A 23,233-nucleotide genomic window follows, 5' to 3' on the forward strand; every position below is an offset into this window, starting at 1 on the left:
CGTGAGTCCCTCACATCCGGAAGACGCCGAAGCCACCGCGCGCACCCTCGTAGGGCGCCGTGTGGATGGCGGACAGGCACAGGCCGAGGACGGTACGGGTGTCGCGCGGGTCGATGACGCCGTCGTCGTACAGCCGCCCGGACAGGAACATCGGCAGGGACTCGGACTCGATCTGCTGCTCCACCATGGCGCGCAGGGCGGCGTCCGCGTCCTCGTCGTAGGGGCGGCCCTTCGCGGACGCCGACTGCCGGGCGACGATCGAGAGGACGCCGGCGAGCTGCTGCGGGCCCATGACGGCGGACTTGGCGCTCGGCCAGGCGAACAGGAAGCGGGGGTCGTAGGCGCGGCCGCACATGCCGTAGTGCCCGGCGCCGTAGGAGGCGCCCAGGAGGACGGACAGGTGCGGGACGCGGCTGTTGCTCACCGCGTTGATCATCATCGCGCCGTGTTTGATGATGCCGCCCTGCTCGTACTCCTTGCCGACCATGTAGCCGGTGGTGTTGTGCAGGAACAGCAGGGGGATGTCGCGCTGGTTGGCGAGCTGGATGAACTGTGCGGCCTTCTGCGACTCCTGGCTGAACAGGACGCCCTGGGCGTTGGCGAGGATGCCGACCGGATAGCCGTGGAGGGTGGCCCAGCCGGTGGCGAGGCTTGCGCCGTACAGCGGCTTGAACTCGTCGAAGTCGGAGGCGTCGACGATCCGGGCGATCACCTCGCGCGGGTCGAAGGGCGTCCTCAGGTCCCCGGGGACGATGCCGAGCAGTTCCTCCGCGTCGTACTTCGGGGGCGCCGCCGGGCCCGGATCGGGGTACGCCTTGCGGTGGTTGAGGCGGGCGACCACCCGCCGGGCCTGGCGCAGGGCGTCCGCCTCGTCCACGGCGAAGTGGTCCGCGAGGCCGGACACGCGCGCGTGCATCTCGGCGCCGCCGAGCGACTCGTCGTCGCTCTCCTCACCGGTGGCCATCTTCACCAGCGGCGGCCCGCCGAGGAACACCTTCGCCCGCTCCCTGACCATGATCACGTGGTCGGACATGCCGGGGACGTAGGCGCCGCCCGCGGTGGAGTTCCCGAAGACGACGGCGACGGTCGGGATGCCGGCGGCGGACAGCCGGGTCAGGTCGCGGAAGACGGCGCCGCCCGGGATGAAGATCTCCTTCTGCGAGGGCAGGTCGGCCCCGCCGGACTCGACGAGGCTGATGCAGGGCAGCCGGTTGGCGAGCGCGATGTCGTTGGCCCGCAGCGCCTTCTTCAGGCTCCACGGGTTGCTGGCGCCGCCGCGCACGGTCGGGTCGTTGGCGGTGATCAGGCACTCCACGCCCTCGACGACCCCGATGCCGGTGACGAGGGAGGCGCCCACCGCGTAGTCGCTGCCCCAGGCCGCCAGCGGGGACAGCTCCAGGAACGGCGTGTCGGGGTCGAGGAGGAGTTCGATGCGCTCGCGGACGAGGAGCTTGCCGCGCGCGCGGTGGCGCTCGACGTACTTCTCGCCGCCGCCCGCGAGGGCCTTGGCGTGTTCGGTGTCGAGGTCGGCGAGCCGGGCGAGCATGGTGTCGCGGTTCGCGCGGTGGTCGGGGCCGCCGATGTCGAGGGCGGACGCGATGACCGTCACAGGAGAGCCTCCGGAATGTCCAGGTGGCGGGAGCGCAGCCATTCGCCGAGGGCCTTGGCCTGCGGATCGAAACGGTGCTGGGCGGCGACGCCCTCGCCGAGGATGCCCTCGACGACGAAGTTCAGGGCGCGGAGGTTCGGCAGGACGTGCCGGGTGACCGGCAACTCGGCTGTCTCCGGCAGGAGTTCGCGGAGCACGTCGACGGTCAGGGTGTGGGCGAGCCACCGCCAGGCGTCGTCCGCGGGGGCCCACACCCCGACGTTGGCGTTGCCGCCCTTGTCGCCGCTGCGGGCACCGGCGACCCGGCCGAGCGGGGCCCTGCGGGTCGCCGTCGCCGGCGCGGGCGGCTCGGGCAGGGGTGGCTGCGGCGCTTGTTCCAGTACGAGGGTGTCCTGGGCCGGGGACACGGGGACCCGGCGTCCGTCGTGGAGGACGGCCACATGGTCGACGGCCCCATGGGGGACGTACACATCCTCGAAGACTCCATAGGGTGCGCCCTTTCCAGGTGGCGCCAGCACATGGAAGCCGGGGTAGCTGGCCAGCGCGAGTTCCACGGCGGCCCCGGTGAACGTCCGTCCCACCGCTTCCGGGTCCCGGTCCCGCACGACGAGCCGCAGCAGGGCGCTCGCGGTCTCCTCGGTCGGGGCGTCGGGCCGGTCGGTGCGCACGAGGTCCCACCGCGCCCGCGCGGGCGGCGACGTGGCGAGCGCGTCCGTCATCTGGGCCCGGACGAGCGCGGCCTTCGCCTCGATGTCGAGGCCGGTCAGCACGAAGGTGACCTCGTTGCGGAAGCCGCCGAGCCGGTTGCGGCCGACCTTGAGCTCCGGCGGCGGGGCCTCTCCCCGTACGCCCTCGATCCGCACCCGGTCGGGGCCGTCCTGGGTGAGGCGCACGGTGTCGAGGCGGGCGGTGACGTCGGGGCCGGCGTACCGGGCGCCCCCGGTCTCGTACAGCAGCTGCGCCGTCACCGTGCCGACGTCGACCAGGCCGCCCGTGCCGGGGTGCTTGGTGATGACGGCGGTGCCGTCCTCGTGGAGTTCGGCGAGCGGGAAGCCGGGGCGCTTCAGGCGCCCTGGTTGCTGGCCGGCGAAGAACGCGTAGTTGCCGCCCGTCGCCTGTGCCCCGCACTCCAGGACGTGCCCGGCGACGACGGCGCCCGCGAGCCGGTCGTACGCGTCGGGCCGCCAGCCGAAGTGGGCCGCCGCCGGGCCGCTGACCAGGGCGGCGTCCGTGACCCGCCCGGTGATCACCACCTCGGCGCCCGCCCTCAGACAGGCCGCGATGCCGTGGCCGCCGAGGTAGGCGTGCGCGGCGAGGCTGCCGGGGTGGGCGCCGGTCAGGTCGTCGCCCTCGACGTGCGCGACCCGGACGGGGATGCCGAGCCGGGCGGCCAGCTCCCGTACGGCGCCGGCGAGTCCGGCGGGGTTGAGACCGCCGGCGTTGGTGACGATCCGTACGCCCCGCTCGTGCGCCAGGCCAAGGCACTCCTCCAGCTGCCGCAGGAAGGTGCGGGCGTATCCGGCGCCGGGGTCCTTCAGGCGGTCGCGGCCCAGGATGAGCATGGTCAGCTCGGCGAGGTAGTCGCCGGTCAGGACGTCCAGCTCGCCGCCGGTCAGCATCTCGCGCATCGCGTCGAAGCGGTCGCCGTAGAAGCCGGAGGCGTTGCCTATGCGGAGGGTCACCGGCCGGCCTCCTTCGGCGGGCGGCCCGCGCCGGGCGGGCCCGCGAAGGCCTGAGCGATGTCCAGCCAGTGATCGGCGTCGGCGCCGACGGCGCGCAGGGCGAGGTCGGCGCGGTGGGCCCGCTGGGTGGCCAGGAGACAGAAGTCGACGGCGGAGCCGGTGACACGCTGGGCGGCGCCCTCGGGGCCGTACGCCCACACGTCCCCCGAGGGACCGGTGAGTTCGACGCGGAACTCCTCGGCCGGCGCGGTGAGCCCGTGCACGAGGAAGGCGAAGTCCCGGGCCCGCACCCCGATGCGGACCACATGCCGGAGACGGTCCGTAGGGGCGCGGACCACGTGCAGTGTGTCCGCCACGTCCTGACCGTGGGCCCAGGTCTCCATGAGACGGCCCGTGGCCATGGAGGCGGCCGACATGGGCGGCCCGTACCAGGGGAAGCGGGCGCCGGGTGGGACCGCGCGCAGGGCCTGGTCCAGGGCGTTACGGCCGGCCCGCCAGCGCACCAGCAGCTCCGCGGGCGACAGCCGGGCGCCCTCCTCGGCCCCCTCGTCGACGAACGAGTCCGGGGCGGCGAGCGCCTTCTCGACCATCCCGCGGAACCCGTCCTCGTCGGTGACGGCGAGCAGCGCGGAACGGTCGGTCCAGACGAGATGGGCGATCTGGTGGGCGATGCTCCAGCCGGGCGCGGGGGTGGCGAGGGACCACTGCTCGGAACTCAGCCCGGCCACGAGCCGGTCCAGTCCCTCGCTCTCCTCGCGCAGATCGTCGAACACGGGCGTCGGATCGGACACGGTGCGCTCCCTCGGGGCACGGCGGTGTGCGGGGCGATGGGGGGAGCATGGCAGCGGCGGAGGAAACAATCAAGCGTGCTTGCATGAATTTCGGGCCGGGTCGTCGCGGCGATCCTCCGCACCGGCGCACCCGCACGTCGGCGGGCTCCGCGTCAGTGGTCCGGTTGCGTCGGCGGTCCGATCGGTCAGCCGTCCGGTGCGTCGGTGGTCCGGTTGCGTCGACGGTCCGGTCGGTCAGCGGTCCGGTGCGTCAGCCGTCCGGTGTGTCGGTGGTCCGGTTGCGTCGGCGATCCGGTCGGTCAGCCGTCCGGTCGGTCAGCGGTCCGTCGGTCAGCCGTCCGGTGCGTCGGTGGTCCGGTTGCGTCGGCGATCCGGTCGGTCAGCGGTCCGGTCGGTCAGCGGTCCGTCGGTCAGCCGTCCGGTGCGTCACTGGTCCGGTTGCGTCGGCGATCCGGTCGGTCAGCGGTCCGGTCGGTCAGCGGTCCGGTGCGTCAGCCGTCCGGTGCGTCAGTGGTCCGCCAGGTCCGTCAGGCTTTCCGTCGCCTTCGCCCGCCTCCGCCCCACCTGGGTGCGGACCGCGCCCATGCTGGCGGTGATGACCAGGGCGATCGCCAGGGACTGGAGGGTGGTGAGGGACTGGTCCAGGATGAGGAAGCCGGCGGTCGCGGCGATCGCCGGTTCCAGGCTCATGAGGATGGCGAAGGTGGAGGCGGGGAGCCGGCGCAGGGCGAGGAGTTCCAGCGTGTAGGGCAGGACGGACGACAGCACCGCCACCGCCGAGCCCAGCGCGAGCGTCGTCGGGTCGAACAGCCTGGAGCCCGACTCCACCAGGCCCAGCGGCAGGAAGAGCAGGGCCGCCACCGCCATGGCCAGCGCGAGTCCGTCGGCCTGCGGGAAGCGGCGGCCCGTGCGCGCACTGAAGACGATGTACGTCGCCCACATGGCGCCGGCGCCCAGGGCGAAGGCGACACCTATGGGGTCGAGGTCGCTGAAGCCTCCGCCGCCGAGAAGGAAGACACCGGCGAGCGCCAGTCCGGCCCACACCGCGTTGACCGCGCGCCGGGAGGCCAGAACCGAGAGCGCCAGCGGGCCGAGCACCTCCAGGGTGACGGCGGCGCCGAGCGGGATGCGGGCGATGGACTGGTAGAACAGGCCGTTCATCGCGGCCATCGTGGCGCCGAAGACGACGACGGTCGCCCAGTCGGCGCGGGCGTGGCCGCGCAGCCGGGGCCGGCAGACCACCATCAGCACGATCGCGGCGGCCAGCAGGCGCAGGGTCACCACGCCCAGCGCACCGGTCCGTGGCATCAGGGTCACGGCGAGCGCGCCGCCGAACTGCACGGAGACCCCGCCGGCGAGCACCAGTCCCACCGGTCCGAGGGCACCCCGGCGCCGTGGGGCTCCGGAGGGGGCAGTCGCGGGGGCGGCCGTCGGGATGGCGCTGGGGGTACTCACGGGACCTTCCGGGGACTCGGCACGGGTTCGTTCATCTCACTGTACGACTCAGTCCACGGTAATGGACTTCGTCAGGTGTGTGAACCCTTTTTGCCACTGTCCCCGTCTCGCCTCCGGTCAGGTTCCGTCCCAGGGGCTCGTCGGCACCTCGTCGCGGAACAGCGGGCGACCGTCGGGGTGGGCGGCAGGGTGGTCGCCAGGGTGCCGCTGCACCCAATCCCCCACCGGAACAGCCTGGTACTCCCAGTTCCCCACCGGGTGCTCCCAGCCCTCCACCGGACCGGGTGGCGGCTGTACCCGGTCCTCCACCGGCACCGGCTGCTGACCCCAGCCCTCCACCGGAACCGGAAGGGCCCCTTGCTGCCAGTCCTCCACCGGAGCGGCCCCCCGCTGCCAACCCTGCGCGAGAGCGGAGGCCAAAGCAGACGCAGACGCATGGCCCGGCGCGGGAACAGGCGCAGGCGCGGGCCACTGCCCGCCCTCCGTGAACAGCGGCAGGCGCAGCTCCCCCGTGTCCATGGCCGCGTTGTTCTGGGAGCGGTGCAGCCGGGCATACGCGCCCGCCCGTGCGAGGAGTTCGTCGTGGCGGCCGGTCTCGACGATGCGGCCCCGGTCGACGACCAGGATGCGGTCGGCGTCGGGGGCGAGGTTCAGGTCATGGGTGATCATGATCGTCGTACGGCCGGCCATCAGCCGGCGCAGCGGTTTCACCACCCGGCGGGCGGCCATCGCGTCGAGGCCGGTCGTCGGTTCGTCGAGGACGAGGACGGGCGCGTCCCGCAGGATGGCGCGGGCGATCGCGAGGCGCTGGAGCTGACCGCCGGACAGACGGGCCGAGTTGGGGTCGATCCGGGTGTCGTAGCGGTCGGGCAGCCGCATGATGAACTCGTGCGCGTCCGCGGCCCGCGCCGCGTCCTCGATCGCCTGGTCGCTCGCGCCGGCCCGGCCGCAGGCGATGTTCGCGCGGACCGTGTCGTGCAGGACCAGCGTCTCCTGGGGCAGCAGCGTGACGTACTCCCGCAGCCGGGCCAGCGGGAAGTCCCGCAGCGGCACGCCGTCGAGGGTGACCGCGCCGGCGTCGGGATCGTAGAAGCGGAGCAGGAGTTTGGAGACCGTGGACTTGCCCGCGCCGCTCGGGCCGGTGACGATCACCAGCTCGCCGGGGCTGACGGCGAAGGACAGGCCCTCCAGGGCGGCGGTGTCCGCGCCCGGGTAGCGGAAGGAGACGTCCCGTACCTCGACCAGGCCGTCCGGCCGGCCGGTGTCGGAGGCGTGCCGGGGGTCGCCGACCGAGGGCCGTACGTCGAGGATCTCGATCAGCCGCTCGGCGCCCGCGGTGGCCGCGGTGACGGTGAGCCCGAGCTGGGCCAGGCCCCGTACGGGCGGGTAGAGGTAGCCGAGGAACGCGGCGAAGGCGAGGAGCTGGCCGAGGGTCATGCGGCCGGTGGAGATCTCCCACGCGCCGACGCCGATCACGGTGAGCACGCACACCGTCTCGATGACCTGCACGAGCTGCTCGTACGCCTCGTTGAGCCGGGTCGCGCGGACGGAGGCCCGGAACCAGGCGCTCGCCTCCTCGTGCAGCCGCCGGCGCTCGGCGTCCCGGCGGTCATACGCCTGGGTGAGGACGATGTTGCCGAGGGACTCCTCCACGACGGAGGTGATCGCGCCGTCGGCGACACGCCCCTCGCGCGCGACGGACTTGATGGAGCCCGAGAAGCGGCGGGCCGCGAGCCAGAACAGCGGGGCGAGGACGAAGGTGGCGGCGGCCAGCTCCCAGCGCAGCCAGACCGCGGCGGCCGCATAGAAGAGGGCGCTGAAGACGGCGGAGGCCGCGCCCACCAGGCCGGACACGACCATCGTCTCGATGGCCTCGATGTCACCGGTGAGCCGGGACAGCAGATCGCCCTGGCGGTGGCGCTGGAAGAAGTGCGGCGGCAACTGCTGCACGTGGTCGAAGACCTGCTCGCGCAGCCGCATCACGAAGCGTTCGGTGAGCCAGGCGGCCAGCGAGTTGCCGGTGTACGCGACGAGCGCGCCGGCCACCGCGACGCCCAGCCACTCCACGGCCGGCCGCCAGAACGCGGCCGGCGAGCCCTGCCGCAGGGCGTGGTCGGTGAGTTCGGCGAAGAGCAGGATGGCCTCGGTCTCGGCGAGCGCGGCGAGCACCGTGCACAGCCAGACGGCGGCCAGTCTGCCGCGCAGACCCTTGGTGAGGGGCCAGAAACGGTGGAACGCGGTACGGGCCGGGATGGTGGGGGTTTCATGTTCGAGGCCGTCGTCGCCCTCGCCGTCGTCATCCATTCCACAGCCCTTTCACGTGAACGCGGATTCAGGTCACGAACAGTCCGGCAGAATTCGAGGAACCCAGAAATGCAGGAGCTGGAAAAGCGAAAGCGAAAAGGGCCGACGGTGCACCATCGGCCCTCCCGCTCGGCGCCGTGTCAGCTGTCGTGGCCGGGGATCGGCTTGGGCACCGGCTTGGCGTGGTGCTTCTTGGGCTTCGGCTTCGGCGGGGGCGGCAGCTGCTTCGACTTGGGCTTCGGGGGCAGCGGGGCAAGCTTCTTGAAGCTCATTTCGACTCCTTGCGATATGCGGTGTGCGATATGCGATGCACTGCATGCGATGCACTGTGCGTGATGCCCACTATGCGATTGCACCGCATCAGTAGGTCCGAGGAATTCCCGACACCGAGAAAGTTACACGGTTCCCATCGGGGCGACCGCAAGAAACGGCAAAATAGCGCTGTGAATACCCTTGGAAAACCTGGGAGTTGCTTTCCGAACCTGAGAACCGACTGATAGCGCCTGCTCAACGGACCGGGTTCTCGGGCCCGAGCCCGTCCGCCAGCACCTCCGCCAGGTGCCGCCCCCGCACACCCGCCAGCTGCTCCAGCTGGGTGCGGCAGGAGAAGCCGTCCGCCAGGATCACCGTGCCGTCTGCCGCGCCCCGCACCGAGGGCAGCAGGTGCTCCTCGGCGCAGGCCCGCGACACCTCGAAGTGGCCTTTCCCGAAGCCGAAGTCGCCGGCCAGACCGCAGCAGCCGCCGCTGAGTTCGCCGGTCAGGCCGGCGGCGGCGCGCAGCCGGCGGTCGGCGGTGTCGCCGAGGACCGCGTGCTGGTGGCAGTGGGTCTGGCCGGCCACCGGGCGGTCGAGGCGGGGCGGGGTCCAGTCGGGGGCGTGCCGCCGCAGGGTCTCGGCGAAGGTGAGGACCCGGGCGGCCAGGCGGGCCGCGCGCGGGTCGTCGTGCAGCAGTTCCGGGAGATCCGTGCGGAGGGCGGCGGCGCAGCTGGGCTCCAGGACGACGACCGGGGCGGCGGTGTCGAGGACCGGTTCCATCAGGTCGAGGGTGCGGCGCATGACGGTGCGGGCGCGGTCGAGCTGGCCCGTGGAGACGTACGTCAGCCCGCAGCAGACCCGCCCCCGCCCCCGCAGGAGCGACACGGGGTCGAGGGCGACCGTCCGGCCGTCGCCCACCGGGGCCGCGCGCAGCCGCAGGGTCGGCGGGAGCGCCACCCGCAGCCCGGCCGCTTCCAGGACGCGTACGGCCGCCCGGCCGACGGCGGGCGAGAGGTGCTCGGTGAAGGTGTCCGGCCAGAGGATCACCAGGTCACCGCCGGCCCGGACGTCACCGGCGCCAGCGGTGTCGCGGGTGGCGGCGTCCGGGGCAGCGGTGGGTGCCGGTTTCCGCCGCCCCCACCACCGGCTGAACGTCTCCGTCGCCAGCCGCGGCACCTCCCGCTGCGGCGCGATCCCGCCCAGCCGCCGCGCGATCCGCGCGAGGGGCCGTACGGAGGCGAGCGCGTTGACCACCGCCGCCGTGCGGGTGCGGGCCACCGCCCGCAGCCACACCGGCAGCCACCCCATCGCGTAGTGGGCGGCGGGCCGGCGCCGGCCCGCGTAGTGGTGGTGCAGGAACTCCGCCTTGTACGTGGCCATGTCGACGCCGACCGGGCAGTCGGACCGGCAGCCCTTGCAGGACAGGCACAGGTCCAGCGCGTCGCGGACCTCCGTGGAGCGCCAGCCGTCGGTCACCAGCTCGCCCGCGAGCATCTCGTGCAGCAGCCGGGCCCGCCCGCGCGTGGAGTGCTCCTCCTCGCCGGTGGCCCGGAACGACGGGCACATCACGGAAGTCCCGGCCCCGGACGCCGTACAGCACTTGGCGACGCCCACGCAGCGGCGGACCGCGGCCGGGAAGTCGCCGCCGTCCGCCGGGTAGCCGAAGGCGACGTCCACGGGTGCCGACGGCAGGACGGAGAAGCGGAGGTGGGTGTCGAGCGGGGCGGGGCGCACGAGCATGCCCGGGTTGAGCAGGTCGTCGGGGTCCCAGATGCCCTTGGCCCGTTCGAACACCCCCACCAGCTCGGGCCCGTACATGCGCGGCAGCAGCTCCGCCCGCGCCTGCCCGTCCCCGTGCTCCCCCGACAGCGAGCCACCGTGCGCGACCACCAGGTCGGCGAGCTCCTCGGAGAACCGGCGGAAGCGGCCGACGCCCGCGGGGGTCAGCAGGTCGAAGTCGATCCGGACGTGGATGCAGCCGTCCCCGAAGTGCCCGTACGGCGTCCCGCGCAGCCCGTGAGCGCTCAGCAGGCCCCTGAAGTCCCGCAGGTAGGCGCCCAGTCGGGCCGGCGGGACCGCGCAGTCCTCCCAGCCGGGCCACGCCTCGCAGCCGTCGGGCATCCGTGTCGCCGTACCGCTCGCGTCCTCCCTGATCCGCCACAGCACGCGCTGCCCGGCCGGGTCGGTCACCACCCGCGCGTCCACGACGTCGGCCGCGCGGACGACCGCCTCCGCCCGCGCGCGTGCCTCGGCCTCCGTGCCGCCGCCCGTCTCCACGAACAGCCAGGCACCGCCCCGGGGGAGGTCGGCGGTGGCCGGCACGAGGTCCGCCGCCATGCCCTCCACGGTGAGCGGCCCGAGCGGCAGCAGCCCGGCCGCGGCCTCGGCGGCGGCGCTCTCGTCGGCGTACGCCAGTACCGCGAGGGCCCGCGCGCAGGGCGCCTCGACGAGTCGTACGACCGCTTCCGTCAGCACGCCCAGCGTGCCCTCCGAACCGCAGAAGGACCGGGCGACATCGGCGCCCTTCTCGGGCAGCAGGGCGTCCAGCGCGTAGCCGGAGATACGGCGGGGCAGCTCGGGGAAGCCGGTCCGCAGCCGGGCCCGCTCGCTGTCCGCCAGCTCCCGCAGCCCCTCGGGGGCCCCCGCCCACCCCGCCGCGAGGCGCAGCCGCTCACCGCGCGCGGTGAGCACCGACAGCTCCCGCACGCTGTCCGCCGTGGTCCCCCACGCCACCGAGTGCGCGCCGCACGCGTTGTTGCCGATCATCCCGCCGAGCGTGCAGCGGCTGTGCGTGGAGGGGTCCGGTCCGAAGCGCAGCCCGTGCGGGGCGGCGGCCTCCTGGAGCCGGTCGAGGACCAGCCCCGGCTGCACGACCGCCGTCCGCGCTTCGGGGTCGAGCGACACCAGACGGTTCAGGTGCCGGGTGAAGTCCAGCACCACGCCCGTGCCGGTGGCCTGCCCCGCGATCGACGTTCCCCCGCCGCGCGGCACCACCGGCACGCCGTGCGACCGGCACACCTCCAGTACGGCGGCCACGTCGTCGGCGTCCCGGGGGGCGACGACACCGAGCGGGACCCGCCGGTAGTTGGACGCGTCCATCGTCACCAGGGCGCGGGCGGTGACGTCGAAGCGGACGTCACCGCGGACGGCCCCGCGCAGCTCGGCCTCAAGATCCGTCATACGTCCAGGAAACCAGGAACGCGGCGCCCGGGGCAGGTGCACAGGCCATGGCCTACGGCGACGCGCAGGTGGACGGCCGTCTCACCCGACGGACTACGTTTCGACCAGGTTTCCCCCAGCCGCTACGCTCCCCCCGTGGCTGAGATCCGGATTCCCGCTGACATCAAGCCCGCCGACGGTCGATTCGGCGCTGGCCCCTCCAAGGTGCGGACACAGGCGCTGGACGCCCTGGCCGCCACCGGAACCTCCCTCCTCGGCACCTCTCACCGCCAGGCGCCGGTCAAGAACCTGGTCGGCAAGGTGCGCGAGGGCATCGCCGAACTGTTCCAGCTCCCCGAGGGCTACGAGGTCGTCCTCGGCAACGGCGGCTCCACCGCCTTCTGGGACGTGGCGACCCACGGCCTGATCGAGAACAAGTCGCAGCACCTCAGCTTCGGCGAGTTCAGCTCCAAGTTCGCGAAGGCCGCCAAGCTCGCCCCGTGGCTGGCCGAGCCCACCGTGATCGCGTCCGACCCGGGCACGCACCCCGAGCCCTCGGCCGAGGCGGGCGTCGACGTCTACGCCCTCACCCACAACGAGACCTCCACCGGTGTCGCCGCCCCGGTCAGGCGGGTGGCCGGCGCCGACGAGGGCTCCCTGGTCCTCGTGGACGCCACCTCCGGCGCCGGCGGCCTCCCGGTCGACATCGCCGAGAGCGACGTCTACTACTTCGCCCCGCAGAAGTCCTTCGCCTCCGACGGCGGCCTGTGGATCGGCGTCTTCTCGCCCGCAGCGATCGAGCGCGCCGAGCGCCTCCACGCGTCCGGCCGCCACGTCCCGGAGTTCTTCAGCCTGCCCACGGCGATCGACAACTCCCGCAAGAACCAGACGTACAACACCCCGGCGCTGGCCACCCTCTTCCTCCTCAACGAGCAGCTGGAGTGGTTCAACGGCCAGGGCGGCCTCGCCTGGTCGACGGCCCGCACCAAGGACTCCTCGACCCGCCTCTACGGCTGGGCCGACGAGTCCAAGTACGCGACCCCGTTCGTCACCGACCCGGCGAAGCGCTCGCAGGTCATCGGCACGATCGACTTCGCCGACGAGATCGACGCGGCCGCCGTCGCCAAGGTGCTGCGCGCCAACGGCGTCGTCGACACCGAGCCCTACCGCAAGCTGGGCCGCAACCAGCTCCGCGTCGCGATGTTCCCGGCGGTCGACCCGGCGGACGTCGAGGCCCTGACGAAGTGCGTCGACTACGTCATCGAGAAGCTCTGACCCCTTCGGTACGACGATGAGGGGCGCCCGACAAGCACCGGGCGCCCCTTCGAGCTGCGCATCGCCCTTCACCGGAACCCCTCCGCCGGCGTCGTACGACCAGACGTACTGCACGAGGCCCCTCATTCGGGTGATGGCGGACCGCGGAGTTTCGAAGTAGTTTCAAAGTCATGGCACCCGACAACGCGGCCGTGAACTTCTCCGAGCTGGTGAACAAGAACAAGCAGACGCTCGCCCGACTCAAGGAATCGTCGCGGCTGCTGCTGCACCGGAGAGACGGTGAGGACCTGGTCCTGACCACAGCGGCACGGGCCGAGCAGGACCAGACCGTGGTGTCGGCCGCCACCCGGATACTGACCGCGTTGGCGCGCAGGGAGCCCGGCAGCATGGAGTTGCTCCTGGACATACTGCCGGACGCGTTTCCATGGGTCCGCTTCCTTCCCGAGACCGACGTCCACACCTTCGCCGTGGAACTGGTCGACACCATGCGGGCCGCCGACTCGGTCGGCAACAGCGCGTCCGTCGCCCAGATGCTGATCGCGTGGCAGCACACGGCCGAAATCCACTCCGACCCCGAACTGCTGGCCGCGCTGACCCGGGACCACGACGAGGACTACGGCCCCGTGCCTGTACCGGACCCGCAGGACGTTGCGTGAGCGCGGGTCGCGGCGACCGCGCCGCACCGCCGGCACCGGAAGGACACTGGGAGGTCCGCTTCACGGACGCTGCCTCGGCCAAGGGCTGGGGAAGCCTCGCCCAGCAGGCACCCGAGAACACCTACCGCGCCTGGGTCATCATGCGCACGGACGCTCGACCGGCCACCGAAACACCCCGCCACCACCGGCTGAAGGCGCCCCGTGCGGCCCCGCGAGGCGCCCGGCCGGGACCGGGCGCCTCTCCTCATGTCGCCGTACAGGTCACGGCCGGCACCCCGGCGCCCCCGGGTGCGCCCCCGAAGCCGAAGCTCGCCGAACCGCCCGCCGCGAGGGCGCCGTTGTGGGCGGCGTTCGTCGCGGTGACGCTCGCACCGCTCTGGGTGTAGGAGGCGTTCCACATGCTGGTGACCTTCTGGGCGCCGCTCCAGGTCCAGGTCACCTTCCAGGAACTGATCGCCGTCGTCCCGGTGTTGGTCACCTTCACCTCGGCGTTGAAGCCGCCGCCCCAGTCGCTGCTGACGGTGTAGGCGGCACCGCACGCCGCCGTACCGCCACCGCCGCCGTCTCCCCCGCCGCCGCCCGTGCCGGGGAAGCCCGGTGCCTTGACGCTCGCCAGGTAGCCGTCCTTCACCGTGTCCACGGACGACCAGTCGTCCTTCAGGATGCCGCCGGTGTCACCGGAGTTGGGGTTCCACGACCAGAACGTCCAGTGGAAGCTGTCGCCGCCGTACGTCGACGTCGGGCGCAGATAGGTCACCAGCGCCGACAGCCACTTCTGGTCGACCGCCGACTGGAGGGTCGTACCGAACTCGCCGACCCACACGGGTGCGAGGTTCTGCTTGAAGATGTAGCCCCAGTACTTGTCCCACACGCCGGGCAGGTTGGCCGGGTAGGTGGGATCACTGAACCAGCTCTGCTGGGCGACGCTGGTGGCGTAGTCGTGGGCGGAGTACACGACCCGGTTCGGCACGTCGAGCCGCACTGGGTACTGGGCGACGCCCATCAGGTTGCCGCCCCACCAGCCGGAGACGCCGTTGAAGGTCTGCACGCCCTCGACGAAGACCAGGAGGTCGGAGTTGGCGGACAGCACCGCGTTGCCGGCCCGCTGCGCGGCGAGCCGCCAGTCCGTCGCCTGGTCGCCGCAGCCCCAGCAGGCGGGATCGTGCGGCTCGTTGTGCAGGTCGATGCCCACCACGGTGTCCTGGCCCCGGTAACGGGTCGCGATCGCCTTGAGGTTGGCGATCCAGGTCGACTCGGGGACGGCCGCGGTGTACCAGAGCGCGGACTGGCCGCCGGAGTCGGGCCGGTGCCGGTCGAGGATGACCTTCAGGCCGTCCTGGCCGGCGTAGCCGACGAGCTTGTCCAGGACCTGGAGCGAGGTCAGGCCCTGGAGATCGGCGTTCTTTCCGCCGGAGAAGTCGATGCTGTCGGGGACGGTCCCGCTTTTGAAGATGTCGTCGCTGTAGGGCAGCCGCAGGGTGTTGTAGCCCAGCGACCTCATCTGGTCGATCATGCTCTTGTAGTCGCGGGACCAGAGGCCGTGGACGACGTGGTTGGCGGTCTCGAAGCCGAACCAGTTGATCCCGGCGATCCGGACCGGCTGTCCGGCCGCGTCCAGGATCTGGCGGCCGCTGGTGTGCCAGTACCCGGCACCGGGCGCGGCGGTGTTCGCGGTGGTCTCGGCGTGCGCCGTGAGGGCACCGGCCGTCGGTAACAGGAGCACCGCGGCGGCGGCGCACAGCGCTCTTCGCAGGCTGCGGAACATGTCGCTGCTTCCTCTCGGGAGGGGAGGCGCGGGCCCGGAACGCGATGGGAGCGCTCCCATCACACCACGCATCCCCCAGGAAACTGACAGGGCATGACCCCGTCAAGCCATCCGGCAGACCTCGTTCCGCCGGACCGGCCGGCTCCCCTCCGCCGGACCGGCCGGCTCCCCTCCGCCGGACCGGTCGGTTCACCTCCGCCGGACCGGTCGGCTCACCTCCGCCGTAGCCGGCGGAAGCCGAAGATCACGGCCGCCGCGACGGCCAGGGCGAAGGCGCCGACCTTGACGTTCCCGCTCGTACCGCCCCCGCCCTGCCCACCGGAGGCGCTCGAACTCCCGCCACCAGAAGGGGACTCGGAGCCTCCACCGCCCGGCGCGTCCTCGGCCGCCACCGCACTGTCGGTGCCCTCGGTGCCGTACATCAGCTTCGTGCCGTCGGCGGAGTAGGTTACGGACTCGCCCTGCCGCTGCAGGGGCACGTCGAGCCGGCCCTCGCGCTTGATCTTCCCCTTGTTCCAGTCGTACCAGATGCCGCCGAAGTAGCCACGGACGGCGAGCCGCCGGCCGTCGGGCGAGAGGGCGGCGTCGGTGGCCCACAGGTCGACGGCGGCGACGGGCCTGAAGATGTTCGCGCCGGACGCGGAGAGGTTCGCCGGGCCCCGGTAGAGGTGGCCGCCGTTCTCGTTCTTGTCGATGATGTAGAGGCGCCCCGACTTCGGGTCGACCACGAGGGACTCGGCGTCGCGGGCGCCGTCGGAGTACTTCACGACGTACTGCGTGGCCCTGACCGTCTGGTCGCGGAGCTTCTTCGGCTCCGGCAGCCGGTACACCCACACGTAGGGCCAGCTGCCGCCGAGGTTGTCGCCGATGTCACCGACGTAGATCTGGTCGTCCGGTCCGATGGAGACGGCCTCGACGTCCCGGGGCGTGCCGATGCCGCTCAGCGTGATCGTGGCGACGGTCCGCCCGGTGGCGCTGTCGACGGCGTAGAGGTAGGGGCCGTCGTCGCTGTCGTTGTGCGTCCAGTAGATCCCGGGGTGCAGGTGCGAGGCGGCGAGGCCACTGGACTCGGTGATCTTCGGGTCCTTGATGGTGAACCCCTCGTCACCGCCGGCGGCGGCTGCGGGCACGGCGAGCACGCCGGTGAGGAGACCGGCGGCAAGGAACGCAAGGGAGCGACGCATGGCCCAAGCCTGCCATCCCCGGCGGTGGTTCAGCGGGCGTGTCCGGCCTCACACCCCGCCTCCCGCGCTGATCGTCCATCATGAGCGGATGCTCAGGTTCATGCCCGTCGGCGACTCCCAGACGATCGGTAGCGCAGGCGAACACACATGGCGTTACCGGCTGTGGCGGCACCTGTGCGAGACGTACGGCGGTCCGTTCGCCCTCGTCGGCCCGCGCGAGACCCTGCACGACAAGGCGACGGACGCCCCCACCTCGCTCGCGTACGCCGACCCCGACTTCCCGCGCGCCCACCTCGCGGGCTGGGGCGAGGGCTGGGTGCACATGGCCCCGCTGATCGGCGAGGCCGTCCGCACGCACCGGGCGGACGTCCTGCTGGTCTCCCTGGGCCTGATCGACCTGGGCTTCTACACCGACGCGGAGCAGACCGCGGAGAACGTGCACGCCTTCGTCACCGCGGCCCGCGCCGCGAACCCGGGCATCCGGATGGTGGTGCTGCCGGTGATCCCGAACGTCCGCGCCGAGTCGGAGCCCGCCTTCGCCGCGCAGGTCGCCCGCTTCAACGAGCTGCTGGCGAAGGCGGTCGCCGACCTGGACGAGCGGCGCTCCCCCCTGCTGCCGGCCTCGCCGCCGCAGCCGTACGACCTGCTCACCCACACCTACGACGGCACCCACCCCAACGCGAGCGGCGAGCACCGGATCGCGGCGGCCTTCGCGGACACGATGTACCAGGCGTGGGGCCTGGGCGGGCCGTACCACGGCTGAGCGGACCCGCGAACCCGCTTGCATAGAGCGCACTTCAAGCCGTTGGCTTGAGGACCATGAAGTACACGCAGCTCGGACGCACGGGACTCAAGGTCAGCCGACTCGTCCTCGGCACCATGAACTTCGGACCGCTGACCGACGAAGCCGACAGCCACGCCATCATGGACGCCGCGCTGGCGGCGGGGCTGAACTTCTTCGACACGGCCAACGTCTACGGCTGGGGCGAGAATAAGGGCCGCACCGAGGAGATCATCGGCAACTGGTTCGCCCAGGGCGGCGAGCGGCGCGACAAGGTCGTGCTCGCCACGAAGGTCTACGGCAACATGGCCGCCGACGGCGACGCCTGGCCCAACCACGACAAGCTCTCCGCCCTCAACATCCGGCGGGCCGTCGACGCGAGCCTGAAGCGGCTGCGGACCGACCACATCGACGTCTACCAGTTCCACCACGTCGACCGGAGCACCCCCTTCGAGGAGATCTGGCAGGCGATCGACACCCTCGTCCGGCAGGGCAAGATCCTCTACGTCGGCTCCTCCAACTTCCCCGGCTACAAGATCGCGCAGGCCAACGAGATCGCCGCCCGGCGCGGCGGCACGATCGGCCTCGTCAGCGAGCAGTGCCTCTACAACCTGGCCGAACGCCGCGCCGAGATGGAGGTCATCCCGGCCGCGCAGGAGTACGGCCTCGGGGTCATCCCCTGGTCGCCGCTCCAGGGCGGCCTGCTCGGCGGGGTCATCAAGAAGGAGACCCAGGGCGGTCGCCGCGCCTCCGGCCGGGCCGCCGACACCCTGGCCGACCCCGCCGCGCGGGCCCGGATCCAGGCGTACGAGGACCTGCTGGAGAAGCACGGTCTGGAGCCCGGCGAGGCCGCGCTGGCCTGGCTGCTCACCCGGCCCGGTGTGACCGGCCCGATCGTCGGCCCGCGCACCGCGCAGCAGCTCGACTCGGCGTTGCGCGCGGTCGAGCTGGAGCTGAGCGAGGAACTGCTGAGCGGGCTGGACGAGATCTTCCCGGGCCCGGGGCCCTCGCCGGAGGCCTTCGCCTGGTAGGACCGGTGGCGCCGGTGACCCGGCAGGGCGTGGCCGCGGCGGTTACCTGCCGACCGCCGCCGCCACCGCCACCACGACGAACAACAGCACCAGCACACCGGCCATGATCCGGTTTCGGGTTTTCGGGTCCACGTATTCGAGCCTAACCGGCCGCACCGAGCGGCCGGCGGGCGACCACCTCGTAGCGGGGCTGCTCCCCCACTGCGCCCGACACGGGCAGGTCGCTGCGGACCAGCGCGAGGTCCGCCACCGTCCAGGTCCTGCTCTCGAACGCGCCGAGGGCCTCGACGCAGGCGCGGACGTCGGCCGCCTCACGGCTGCGGGCCACCGTCAGGTGGGCCTGGTAGCGCCGGTGCTCCCCCATCGGCACACCCGCCCGGCGCGCCGCCGCCTCGGCCCGGTCGGCCAGCAGCCGCAGGGCCGGGAGGTCTCCCCCGGCGCCCGCCCACAGCACTTTGCCGTGGCCGAACTGGCCGCCGCCGCGCACGGACAGGGGGAACCGGGCGCTGCGGTGGGCGGCCCGCTCCAGACGGGCCGACAGGCCGGGGACGAGGTCCTCGTCGACCTCGCCGTAGAAGGCGAGGGTGTAGTGCCAGCCGGGGCGGCCGGTCCAGCGCAGTTCCGCCGCCCCGGGCAGCTTCCTCAACTCGGCCACCCGCACGGCGAGTTCGTCGGCCACGTCCTCGGGGGGCAGTACGGCGGCGAAGAGTCTCATGGGGTCAGTGTGCCCGCCGGGCCCTCGCGTCCGGGCGCGTCCCGGTCACCGTGCGTATCGTTGAAGCGCGCGGCTGCACTCGTCCACGGAGCAGCCGGGGAGGAGCGCCACGATGACCGTCGTAGACGACAGGATCGCCATGGCCGACGCCAACACCAAGCGCCTGGACGAATGGTTCGAGCGGCTTGAACGGATGCCCGTCCCCGAAGGATTCAGGGTCGAGATCGTCGGGGGCAACGTTCACATGACGCCGCAGCGCGACACCCACTGGGAGATCATTCGTCGGATCGTACGGGCCGTCGAGGACAGGTTCGGGATGGACGTCAAGGTCTTCTCGGACGTACGCATCGACTTTCCGGGCCACCAGAACGGCTTCTGCCCCGACGTCGCCATGCTCAGGGCGTCGGCCATGAAGGACGACGAGGGCCGCTGGCGCCATGAGGACGTCGAATTCGTCGCCGAGGTCATCTCACGGGGCACGGCCGCCAACGACTACGGTCCCAAGAAGACCGCGTACGCGCTGGCGGAGGTCCCGGTGTACCTCGTCGCCGACCCCTACCAGGGCACCTGCCGTCTCTACGTCCACCCCAAGGACGGCGACTACGCGATCGAGACGAGAGTCTCCTTCGGAGACGACGTCGACCTCGCCGGCACCGTTGTCGGTCTCACGCTCAGGACCGACGCCTTCCCCCGCGACTGACGCCCGCACACGCGCCGGAAGCCCCCTACGCCACCGCCGCGAGTTCCTTCCGCTCGCGCGGTACGAACGCGACGCGTGGGTGCCCGTGGTGCCAGCCGACCGACAGCCGCAGGTTGCCCACCCGGGCCAGGACCAGGCCGACCGTGATCGCGGCGGCGGCGGCGACGGCGCCGCCCACCGCCATGCCCGCCCGGACGCCGTACGCGTCCGTGATCCAGCCGGCGATCGGCGCGCCCACCGGTGAGCCGCCGAGGAAGACCATCATGTAGAGGGCCATGACGCGGCCCCGCATGGCCGGGTCGGTGGTCATCTGGATGCTGGTGTTGGCGGTGACGTTGACGGTCATGCCGAACATCCCGATCGGCGCCATGAGCAGGGCGAACAGCCACAGTGAGGGGGCCGTCGCGGCGACCAGCTCCATGGTGCCGAAGGCCACGGCCGCCGCGATCAGCACCCGCATCCGGGTGGTGGCGCGCCGGGCCGCCAGCAGGGCCCCGACGAGGGAACCGATCGCCATCAGCGTGTTAAAGAGGCTGTAGGAGCCCGCGCCGGCCCGGAAGACGTCGTTCGCGAAGGCCGAGAGGTAGACGGGGAAGTTGAACCCGAAGGTGCCGACGAACCCGACCAGGACGATGATCCAGATCAGGTCGGGGCGCCCGGCGACGTAGTGCAGGCCCTCGCGCAGCTGCCCCTTGGCCCGCGGGGCGCGCTCGACGACGTGCAGTTCGCGGGCGCGCATCAGCAGCAGCCCGACGACGGGCGCGACGAAGGACAGGCCGTTGGCGAGGAACGCGTAGCCGGTGCCCACGCCGGTGATCATCAGGCCGGCGACGGCGGGGCCGACCAGGCGGGCCGACTGGAAGTTCGCGGAGTTCAGGCTGACGGCGTTCTGCAGCTGGCCGGGGCCGACGAGTTCGGAGACGAAGGACTGGCGGGCCGGGTTGTCGACGACCGTGGCGAGGCCGACGGCGAAGGCCGCGAGGTAGACGTGCCAGACGTGGACGTGTCCGGAGAGGGTGAGGACGGCCAGCGCGATCGCGGTGAGGGCCATCGCCGCCTGCGTGAAGAGCAGCGCGGGGCGCTTGCGCATCCGGTCGACCAGGACGCCGCCGTAGAGGCCGAAGAGGAGCATCGGCAGGAACTGCAGGGCCGTGGTGACGCCGACGGCGGTGGAGGAGCCGGTGAGGCTGAGGACCAGCCAGTCCTGGGCGATGCGCTGCATCCAGGTGCCGATGTTGGAGACGACCTGTCCCATGAAGAACAGGCGGTAGTTCCTGATCCTGAGGGAGCTGAACATCGACGACCGGCGGCCGGTGCCGGCGGGATCGGGAGTGGGCGGGGAGTCGTGGGTGGTAGGTGCGGGGGCGGAGTCTGCTCCGGGTCCCGAACTCAAAAGGGTCGCCTCCTCGTGGATGCCGCTGACGCGTGCGAGCGCTGCTTACAGGTGTGCGAGTTTCTCCAGGACGGGGGCGGCGGCACGGATCTTCGCCCACTCGTCCTCGTCGAGGCCGTCGACCAGGGTGGCCAGGAAGGCGTTCCGCTTGGCGCGGCTCTCCGCGAGCATGGCCTCGGCCTGCTCGGTCTTCGTGACGACCTTCTGGCGCCGGTCCTCGGGGTGGGGTTCGAGACGGACCAGCCCCTTGGCTTCGAGCAGCGCCACGATGCGGGTCATCGACGGCGGCTGTACGTGCTCCTTGCGGGCGAGTTCACCCGGTGTGGCCTGGCCGCAGAGGGAGAGGGTGCCCAGCACCGACATCTCGGTGGGGCTCAGCGACTCGTCGACCCGTTGGTGCTTGAGCCGACGGGACAGCCGCATCACGGCGGAGCGGAGGGAGTTCACGGCGGCAACGTCGTCGCCATGGGTGAGGTCCGGCATCTCCTTAGCGTAACTCATTACTCTCGCTAAACAAGCTGGGGGCGCACCGGGATTCCCGTGACACCCGCCACTGAACCGGATCATCACCCGAACGAGTGAGTTGGCGGCGGAAAGTGAACACCGGGCGGAGGGCGCCAGCGACCCTCGTGTCCATGGGGACCAGCGTGCTCAGCCTGCGGATAGACGAGGAGCTGCTCGAACGGCTCCGGGATCATGCGGCGAAAAGGGGGATGAGCGTCCAGGACTACGTGATCGGGACGCTCATCCGCGACGACTTCGACGAGCGGTTCCAGACCGCCGTCGAGGAGACGGAGAAGTTCTACGGGGTGACGTGAGCGGCGGGGCACGCCACCCCGCCGCTCGCATCTCTCCCCTGGCCGCCTCGCGGCCGTCGGGGCCGGTCAGGTCAGGCCGAGGGCCGGCATCAGGTAGTAGAAGGCGAACACCGCCGAGACGACGTACATCGCGGCCGGGACCTCCCTGGCCCGGCCGGCCGCGAGCCGCAGGACGACGAAGGTGATGAAGCCCATGCCGATGCCGTTGGTGATCGAGTAGGTGAACGGCATCATCACCATCGTGACGAAGGCCGGGATGGCGATCGTGTGGTCGGCCCAGTCGATCTCCTTGACCGAGCCGGCCAGGATCAGGTAGCCGACCGCGAACAGCGCCGGGGTGGCCGCCTGGGACGGGACCATGGTGGCGACCGGGGTCAGGAACAGGGCCACGGCGAACAGTCCGCCGGTGACCACGTTCGCGAAGCCGGTGCGGGCACCCTCGCCGACGCCGGCCGTGGACTCCACGAAGGCGGTGGTGGCCGAGGAGGAGCTGGCCCCGCCCGCGGCGACCGCGAGGCCGTCCACGAAGAGCACCTTGTTGATGCCGGGCATCTGCCCCTGCGCGTCCGTGAGCTTCGCCTCGTCGCTGACGCCCATGATCGTGCCCATCGCGTCGAAGAAGCACGACAGCAGGACCGTGAAGACGAACAGCACGCCGGTCAGCACGCCGACCTTGCCGAAGCCGCCGAACAGGCTGACCTTGCCGACGAGACCGAAGTCGGGGCTGGCGACGGGGTTGCCGGGCCACTTGGGGGTGGTCAGGCCCCAGGACGGGATCGTGGCGACGGCGTTGATGACCAGCGCGAGCACGGTCATCGTGACGATCGAGATGAGGATCGCGCCGGAGACCTTGCGGGTGATCAGGGCCAGTGTGAGCAGGGTGCCCAGGATGAAGACCAGGACCGGCCAGCCGTTGAGGTGGCCGTCGGCGCCGAGCTGCAGCGGGACGGTGGTGTGGGCGGCGTCCGGGATGCGGGAGACGAAGCCGGAGTCGACCAGGCCGATCAGCATGATGAACAGGCCGATACCGATGGAGATGGCCTTGCGCAGCCCGAAGGGCACGGCGTTCATGACGCGCTCGCGCAGGCCGGTGGCGACGAGCAGCATCACGACCAGGCCGGCCAGGACGACCATGCCCATGGCGTCCGGCCAGGACATCCGGGGCGCCAGCTGGAGGGCGACGACGGAGTTCACGCCGAGTCCGGCGGCGAGCGCGATCGGCACGTTGCCGACGACGCCCATGAGGAGCGTGGTGAAGGCCGCGGTCAGCGCGGTGGCGGTGACCAGCTGGCCGTTGTCGAGCTGGTGCCCGTACATGTCCTTGGCGCTGCCGAGGATGATCGGGTTCAGCACGATGATGTAGGCCATCGCGAAGAAGGTGGCGAGACCGCCGCGGATCTCCCGGGGCAGCGTGCTGCCACGTTCGGAGATCCTGAAGTAGCGGTCGAGGGCGCCGTGGGCGGGCGCCTGTCCCGGCTGCTGGGGCGCGGGGACCTTGGCGGGGGCCGAGGTGGGCATGCGAATCCTCATCACCAGCGGTTTCCCCCAGGCACCGTTGGAGTTTTCTACGAACAGAAGTGGTCAGATGCAAACCGTTTCAGTATGAACATATGAGTCAGCGAGCGCCATCTCCGCGCGTAGATGTGATCACCTCGTAAGC

General features: G+C 71.9%; 19 protein-coding genes. 6 read left to right on the plus strand and 13 right to left on the minus strand.

The window, feature by feature from the left end:
- Positions 1 to 10 precede the first annotated feature (10 nt).
- From ABZT03_RS02170 to ABZT03_RS02200, 7 genes are all read right to left on the minus strand, one after another.
- Positions 11 to 1,609, minus strand: a complete 1,599-nt coding sequence (locus ABZT03_RS02170; protein ID WP_356032256.1) for a carboxyl transferase domain-containing protein — start codon at positions 1,607 to 1,609, stop codon at positions 11 to 13.
- Positions 1,606 to 3,291, minus strand: a complete 1,686-nt coding sequence (locus ABZT03_RS02175; RefSeq protein ID WP_356032259.1) for an acyclic terpene utilization AtuA family protein — start codon at positions 3,289 to 3,291, stop codon at positions 1,606 to 1,608. Before ABZT03_RS02175 ends, ABZT03_RS02170 begins: the two co-directional genes overlap by 4 nt.
- Entirely contained in the window at positions 3,288 to 4,082 is a 795-nt protein-coding gene (locus ABZT03_RS02180) for a TIGR03084 family metal-binding protein (protein WP_356032262.1), read from the minus strand. The genes ABZT03_RS02175 and ABZT03_RS02180 overlap by 4 nt, the downstream gene beginning before the upstream one ends.
- Positions 4,083 to 4,589: 507 nt before the next feature.
- The gene (locus ABZT03_RS02185; RefSeq protein WP_356032265.1) at positions 4,590 to 5,537 is read right to left on the minus strand and encodes an EamA family transporter; all 948 of its coding nucleotides are present in this window, start codon (positions 5,535 to 5,537) and stop codon (positions 4,590 to 4,592) included.
- 117 nt (positions 5,538 to 5,654) lie between these two features.
- Entirely contained in the window at positions 5,655 to 7,841 is a 2,187-nt protein-coding gene (locus ABZT03_RS02190) for an ABC transporter ATP-binding protein (protein ID WP_356032268.1), read from the minus strand.
- Positions 7,842 to 7,981: 140 nt separating this feature from the next.
- Positions 7,982 to 8,113, minus strand: coding sequence for a hypothetical protein (locus ABZT03_RS02195; RefSeq protein ID WP_356032271.1), 132 nt, complete (start codon positions 8,111 to 8,113; stop codon positions 7,982 to 7,984).
- A gap of 235 nt (positions 8,114 to 8,348) precedes the next feature.
- Positions 8,349 to 11,276, minus strand: coding sequence for an FAD-binding and (Fe-S)-binding domain-containing protein (locus ABZT03_RS02200; RefSeq protein WP_356032273.1), 2,928 nt, complete (start codon positions 11,274 to 11,276; stop codon positions 8,349 to 8,351).
- 135 nt (positions 11,277 to 11,411) lie between these two features.
- Between ABZT03_RS02200 and serC the strand changes: the two genes are divergently transcribed.
- Entirely contained in the window at positions 11,412 to 12,530 is a 1,119-nt protein-coding gene (serC, locus tag ABZT03_RS02205; protein WP_356032276.1) for a phosphoserine transaminase, read from the plus strand.
- Between the two features lie 170 nt (positions 12,531 to 12,700).
- Positions 12,701 to 13,186 (plus strand): hypothetical protein, encoded by a 486-nt coding sequence (locus ABZT03_RS02210; protein WP_356032278.1) that lies wholly within the window; start codon positions 12,701 to 12,703, stop codon positions 13,184 to 13,186.
- 244 nt (positions 13,187 to 13,430) lie between these two features.
- On the opposite strand, the gene ABZT03_RS02215 is transcribed toward ABZT03_RS02210, so the two are convergent.
- Together ABZT03_RS02215 and ABZT03_RS02220 are read right to left on the minus strand one after the other, a co-directional pair.
- Positions 13,431 to 14,951, minus strand: coding sequence for a cellulase family glycosylhydrolase (locus ABZT03_RS02215; protein ID WP_356032280.1), 1,521 nt, complete (start codon positions 14,949 to 14,951; stop codon positions 13,431 to 13,433).
- A gap of 212 nt (positions 14,952 to 15,163) precedes the next feature.
- Positions 15,164 to 16,135: a WD40 repeat domain-containing protein gene (locus tag ABZT03_RS02220; RefSeq protein ID WP_356032282.1), complete on the minus strand. Its 972-nt coding sequence runs from the start codon at positions 16,133 to 16,135 to the stop codon at positions 15,164 to 15,166.
- A gap of 88 nt (positions 16,136 to 16,223) precedes the next feature.
- On the opposite strand from ABZT03_RS02220, the gene ABZT03_RS02225 reads away from it, so the two are divergent.
- Together ABZT03_RS02225 and ABZT03_RS02230 are read left to right on the plus strand one after the other, a co-directional pair.
- A complete protein-coding gene (locus tag ABZT03_RS02225; RefSeq protein ID WP_356032285.1) occupies positions 16,224 to 16,898 on the plus strand; it encodes an SGNH/GDSL hydrolase family protein in 675 nt (224 codons plus the stop codon).
- A 56-nt stretch (positions 16,899 to 16,954) separates the two neighbouring features.
- Positions 16,955 to 17,947 (plus strand): aldo/keto reductase, encoded by a 993-nt coding sequence (locus ABZT03_RS02230; RefSeq protein WP_356032291.1) that lies wholly within the window; start codon positions 16,955 to 16,957, stop codon positions 17,945 to 17,947.
- A gap of 142 nt (positions 17,948 to 18,089) precedes the next feature.
- Here ABZT03_RS02230 and thpR read toward each other — a convergent pair whose 3' ends face one another.
- On the minus strand, positions 18,090 to 18,662 hold the full coding sequence (thpR, locus tag ABZT03_RS02235; RefSeq protein WP_356032293.1) for an RNA 2',3'-cyclic phosphodiesterase: 573 nt from the start codon (positions 18,660 to 18,662) through the stop codon (positions 18,090 to 18,092).
- A 112-nt stretch (positions 18,663 to 18,774) separates the two neighbouring features.
- Between thpR and ABZT03_RS02240 the strand changes: the two genes are divergently transcribed.
- Complete coding sequence (locus tag ABZT03_RS02240) at positions 18,775 to 19,362, plus strand: Uma2 family endonuclease (protein ID WP_356032296.1); 588 nt, start codon at positions 18,775 to 18,777, stop codon at positions 19,360 to 19,362.
- A gap of 25 nt (positions 19,363 to 19,387) precedes the next feature.
- Here the strand turns inward: ABZT03_RS02240 and ABZT03_RS02245 are convergent, their stop codons facing one another.
- Positions 19,388 to 20,755, minus strand: a complete 1,368-nt coding sequence (locus ABZT03_RS02245; protein WP_356032299.1) for an MFS transporter — start codon at positions 20,753 to 20,755, stop codon at positions 19,388 to 19,390.
- A 45-nt stretch (positions 20,756 to 20,800) separates the two neighbouring features.
- Positions 20,801 to 21,238, minus strand: a complete 438-nt coding sequence (locus ABZT03_RS02250) for a MarR family transcriptional regulator (protein ID WP_356032301.1) — start codon at positions 21,236 to 21,238, stop codon at positions 20,801 to 20,803.
- 152 nt (positions 21,239 to 21,390) lie between these two features.
- Here ABZT03_RS02250 and ABZT03_RS02255 point away from each other — a divergent pair, with 152 nt between their 5' ends.
- Positions 21,391 to 21,573 carry a ribbon-helix-helix protein, CopG family gene (locus ABZT03_RS02255; protein ID WP_356032304.1) on the plus strand — a complete coding sequence of 61 codons (183 nt, stop codon included), beginning with the start codon at positions 21,391 to 21,393 and terminating at the stop codon, positions 21,571 to 21,573.
- A gap of 66 nt (positions 21,574 to 21,639) precedes the next feature.
- On the opposite strand, the gene ABZT03_RS02260 is transcribed toward ABZT03_RS02255, so the two are convergent.
- Positions 21,640 to 23,091 (minus strand): NCS2 family permease, encoded by a 1,452-nt coding sequence (locus ABZT03_RS02260; protein WP_356032306.1) that lies wholly within the window; start codon positions 23,089 to 23,091, stop codon positions 21,640 to 21,642.
- Between the last annotated feature and the right edge of the window lie 142 nt (positions 23,092 to 23,233).

Source organism: Streptomyces sp. NPDC005574, from assembly GCF_040605435.1.
Classification (GTDB): Bacteria; Actinomycetota; Actinomycetes; order Streptomycetales; family Streptomycetaceae; genus Streptomyces.

Bases quoted from the DNA above. Each gene is read 5' to 3' on its own strand.
- ABZT03_RS02190 (WP_356032268.1), bottom strand. From the start codon at position 7,841: ATGGATGACGACGGCGAGGGCGACGACGGCCTCGAACATGAAACCCCC.
- ABZT03_RS02220 (WP_356032282.1), bottom strand. From the start codon at position 16,135: ATGCGTCGCTCCCTTGCGTTCCTTGCCGCCGGTCTCCTCACCGGCGTG.
- ABZT03_RS02225 (WP_356032285.1), top strand. From the start codon at position 16,224: ATGCTCAGGTTCATGCCCGTCGGCGACTCCCAGACGATCGGTAGCGCA.
- ABZT03_RS02210 (WP_356032278.1), top strand. From the start codon at position 12,701: ATGGCACCCGACAACGCGGCCGTGAACTTCTCCGAGCTGGTGAACAAG.
- ABZT03_RS02250 (WP_356032301.1), bottom strand. From the start codon at position 21,238: ATGCCGGACCTCACCCATGGCGACGACGTTGCCGCCGTGAACTCCCTC.
- ABZT03_RS02195 (WP_356032271.1), bottom strand. From the start codon at position 8,113: ATGAGCTTCAAGAAGCTTGCCCCGCTGCCCCCGAAGCCCAAGTCGAAG.
- ABZT03_RS02230 (WP_356032291.1), top strand. From the start codon at position 16,955: ATGAAGTACACGCAGCTCGGACGCACGGGACTCAAGGTCAGCCGACTC.
- thpR (WP_356032293.1), bottom strand. From the start codon at position 18,662: ATGAGACTCTTCGCCGCCGTACTGCCCCCCGAGGACGTGGCCGACGAA.
- ABZT03_RS02200 (WP_356032273.1), bottom strand. From the start codon at position 11,276: ATGACGGATCTTGAGGCCGAGCTGCGCGGGGCCGTCCGCGGTGACGTC.
- ABZT03_RS02255 (WP_356032304.1), top strand. From the start codon at position 21,391: ATGGGGACCAGCGTGCTCAGCCTGCGGATAGACGAGGAGCTGCTCGAA.
- ABZT03_RS02240 (WP_356032296.1), top strand. From the start codon at position 18,775: ATGACCGTCGTAGACGACAGGATCGCCATGGCCGACGCCAACACCAAG.
- ABZT03_RS02215 (WP_356032280.1), bottom strand. From the start codon at position 14,951: ATGTTCCGCAGCCTGCGAAGAGCGCTGTGCGCCGCCGCCGCGGTGCTC.
- ABZT03_RS02260 (WP_356032306.1), bottom strand. From the start codon at position 23,091: ATGCCCACCTCGGCCCCCGCCAAGGTCCCCGCGCCCCAGCAGCCGGGA.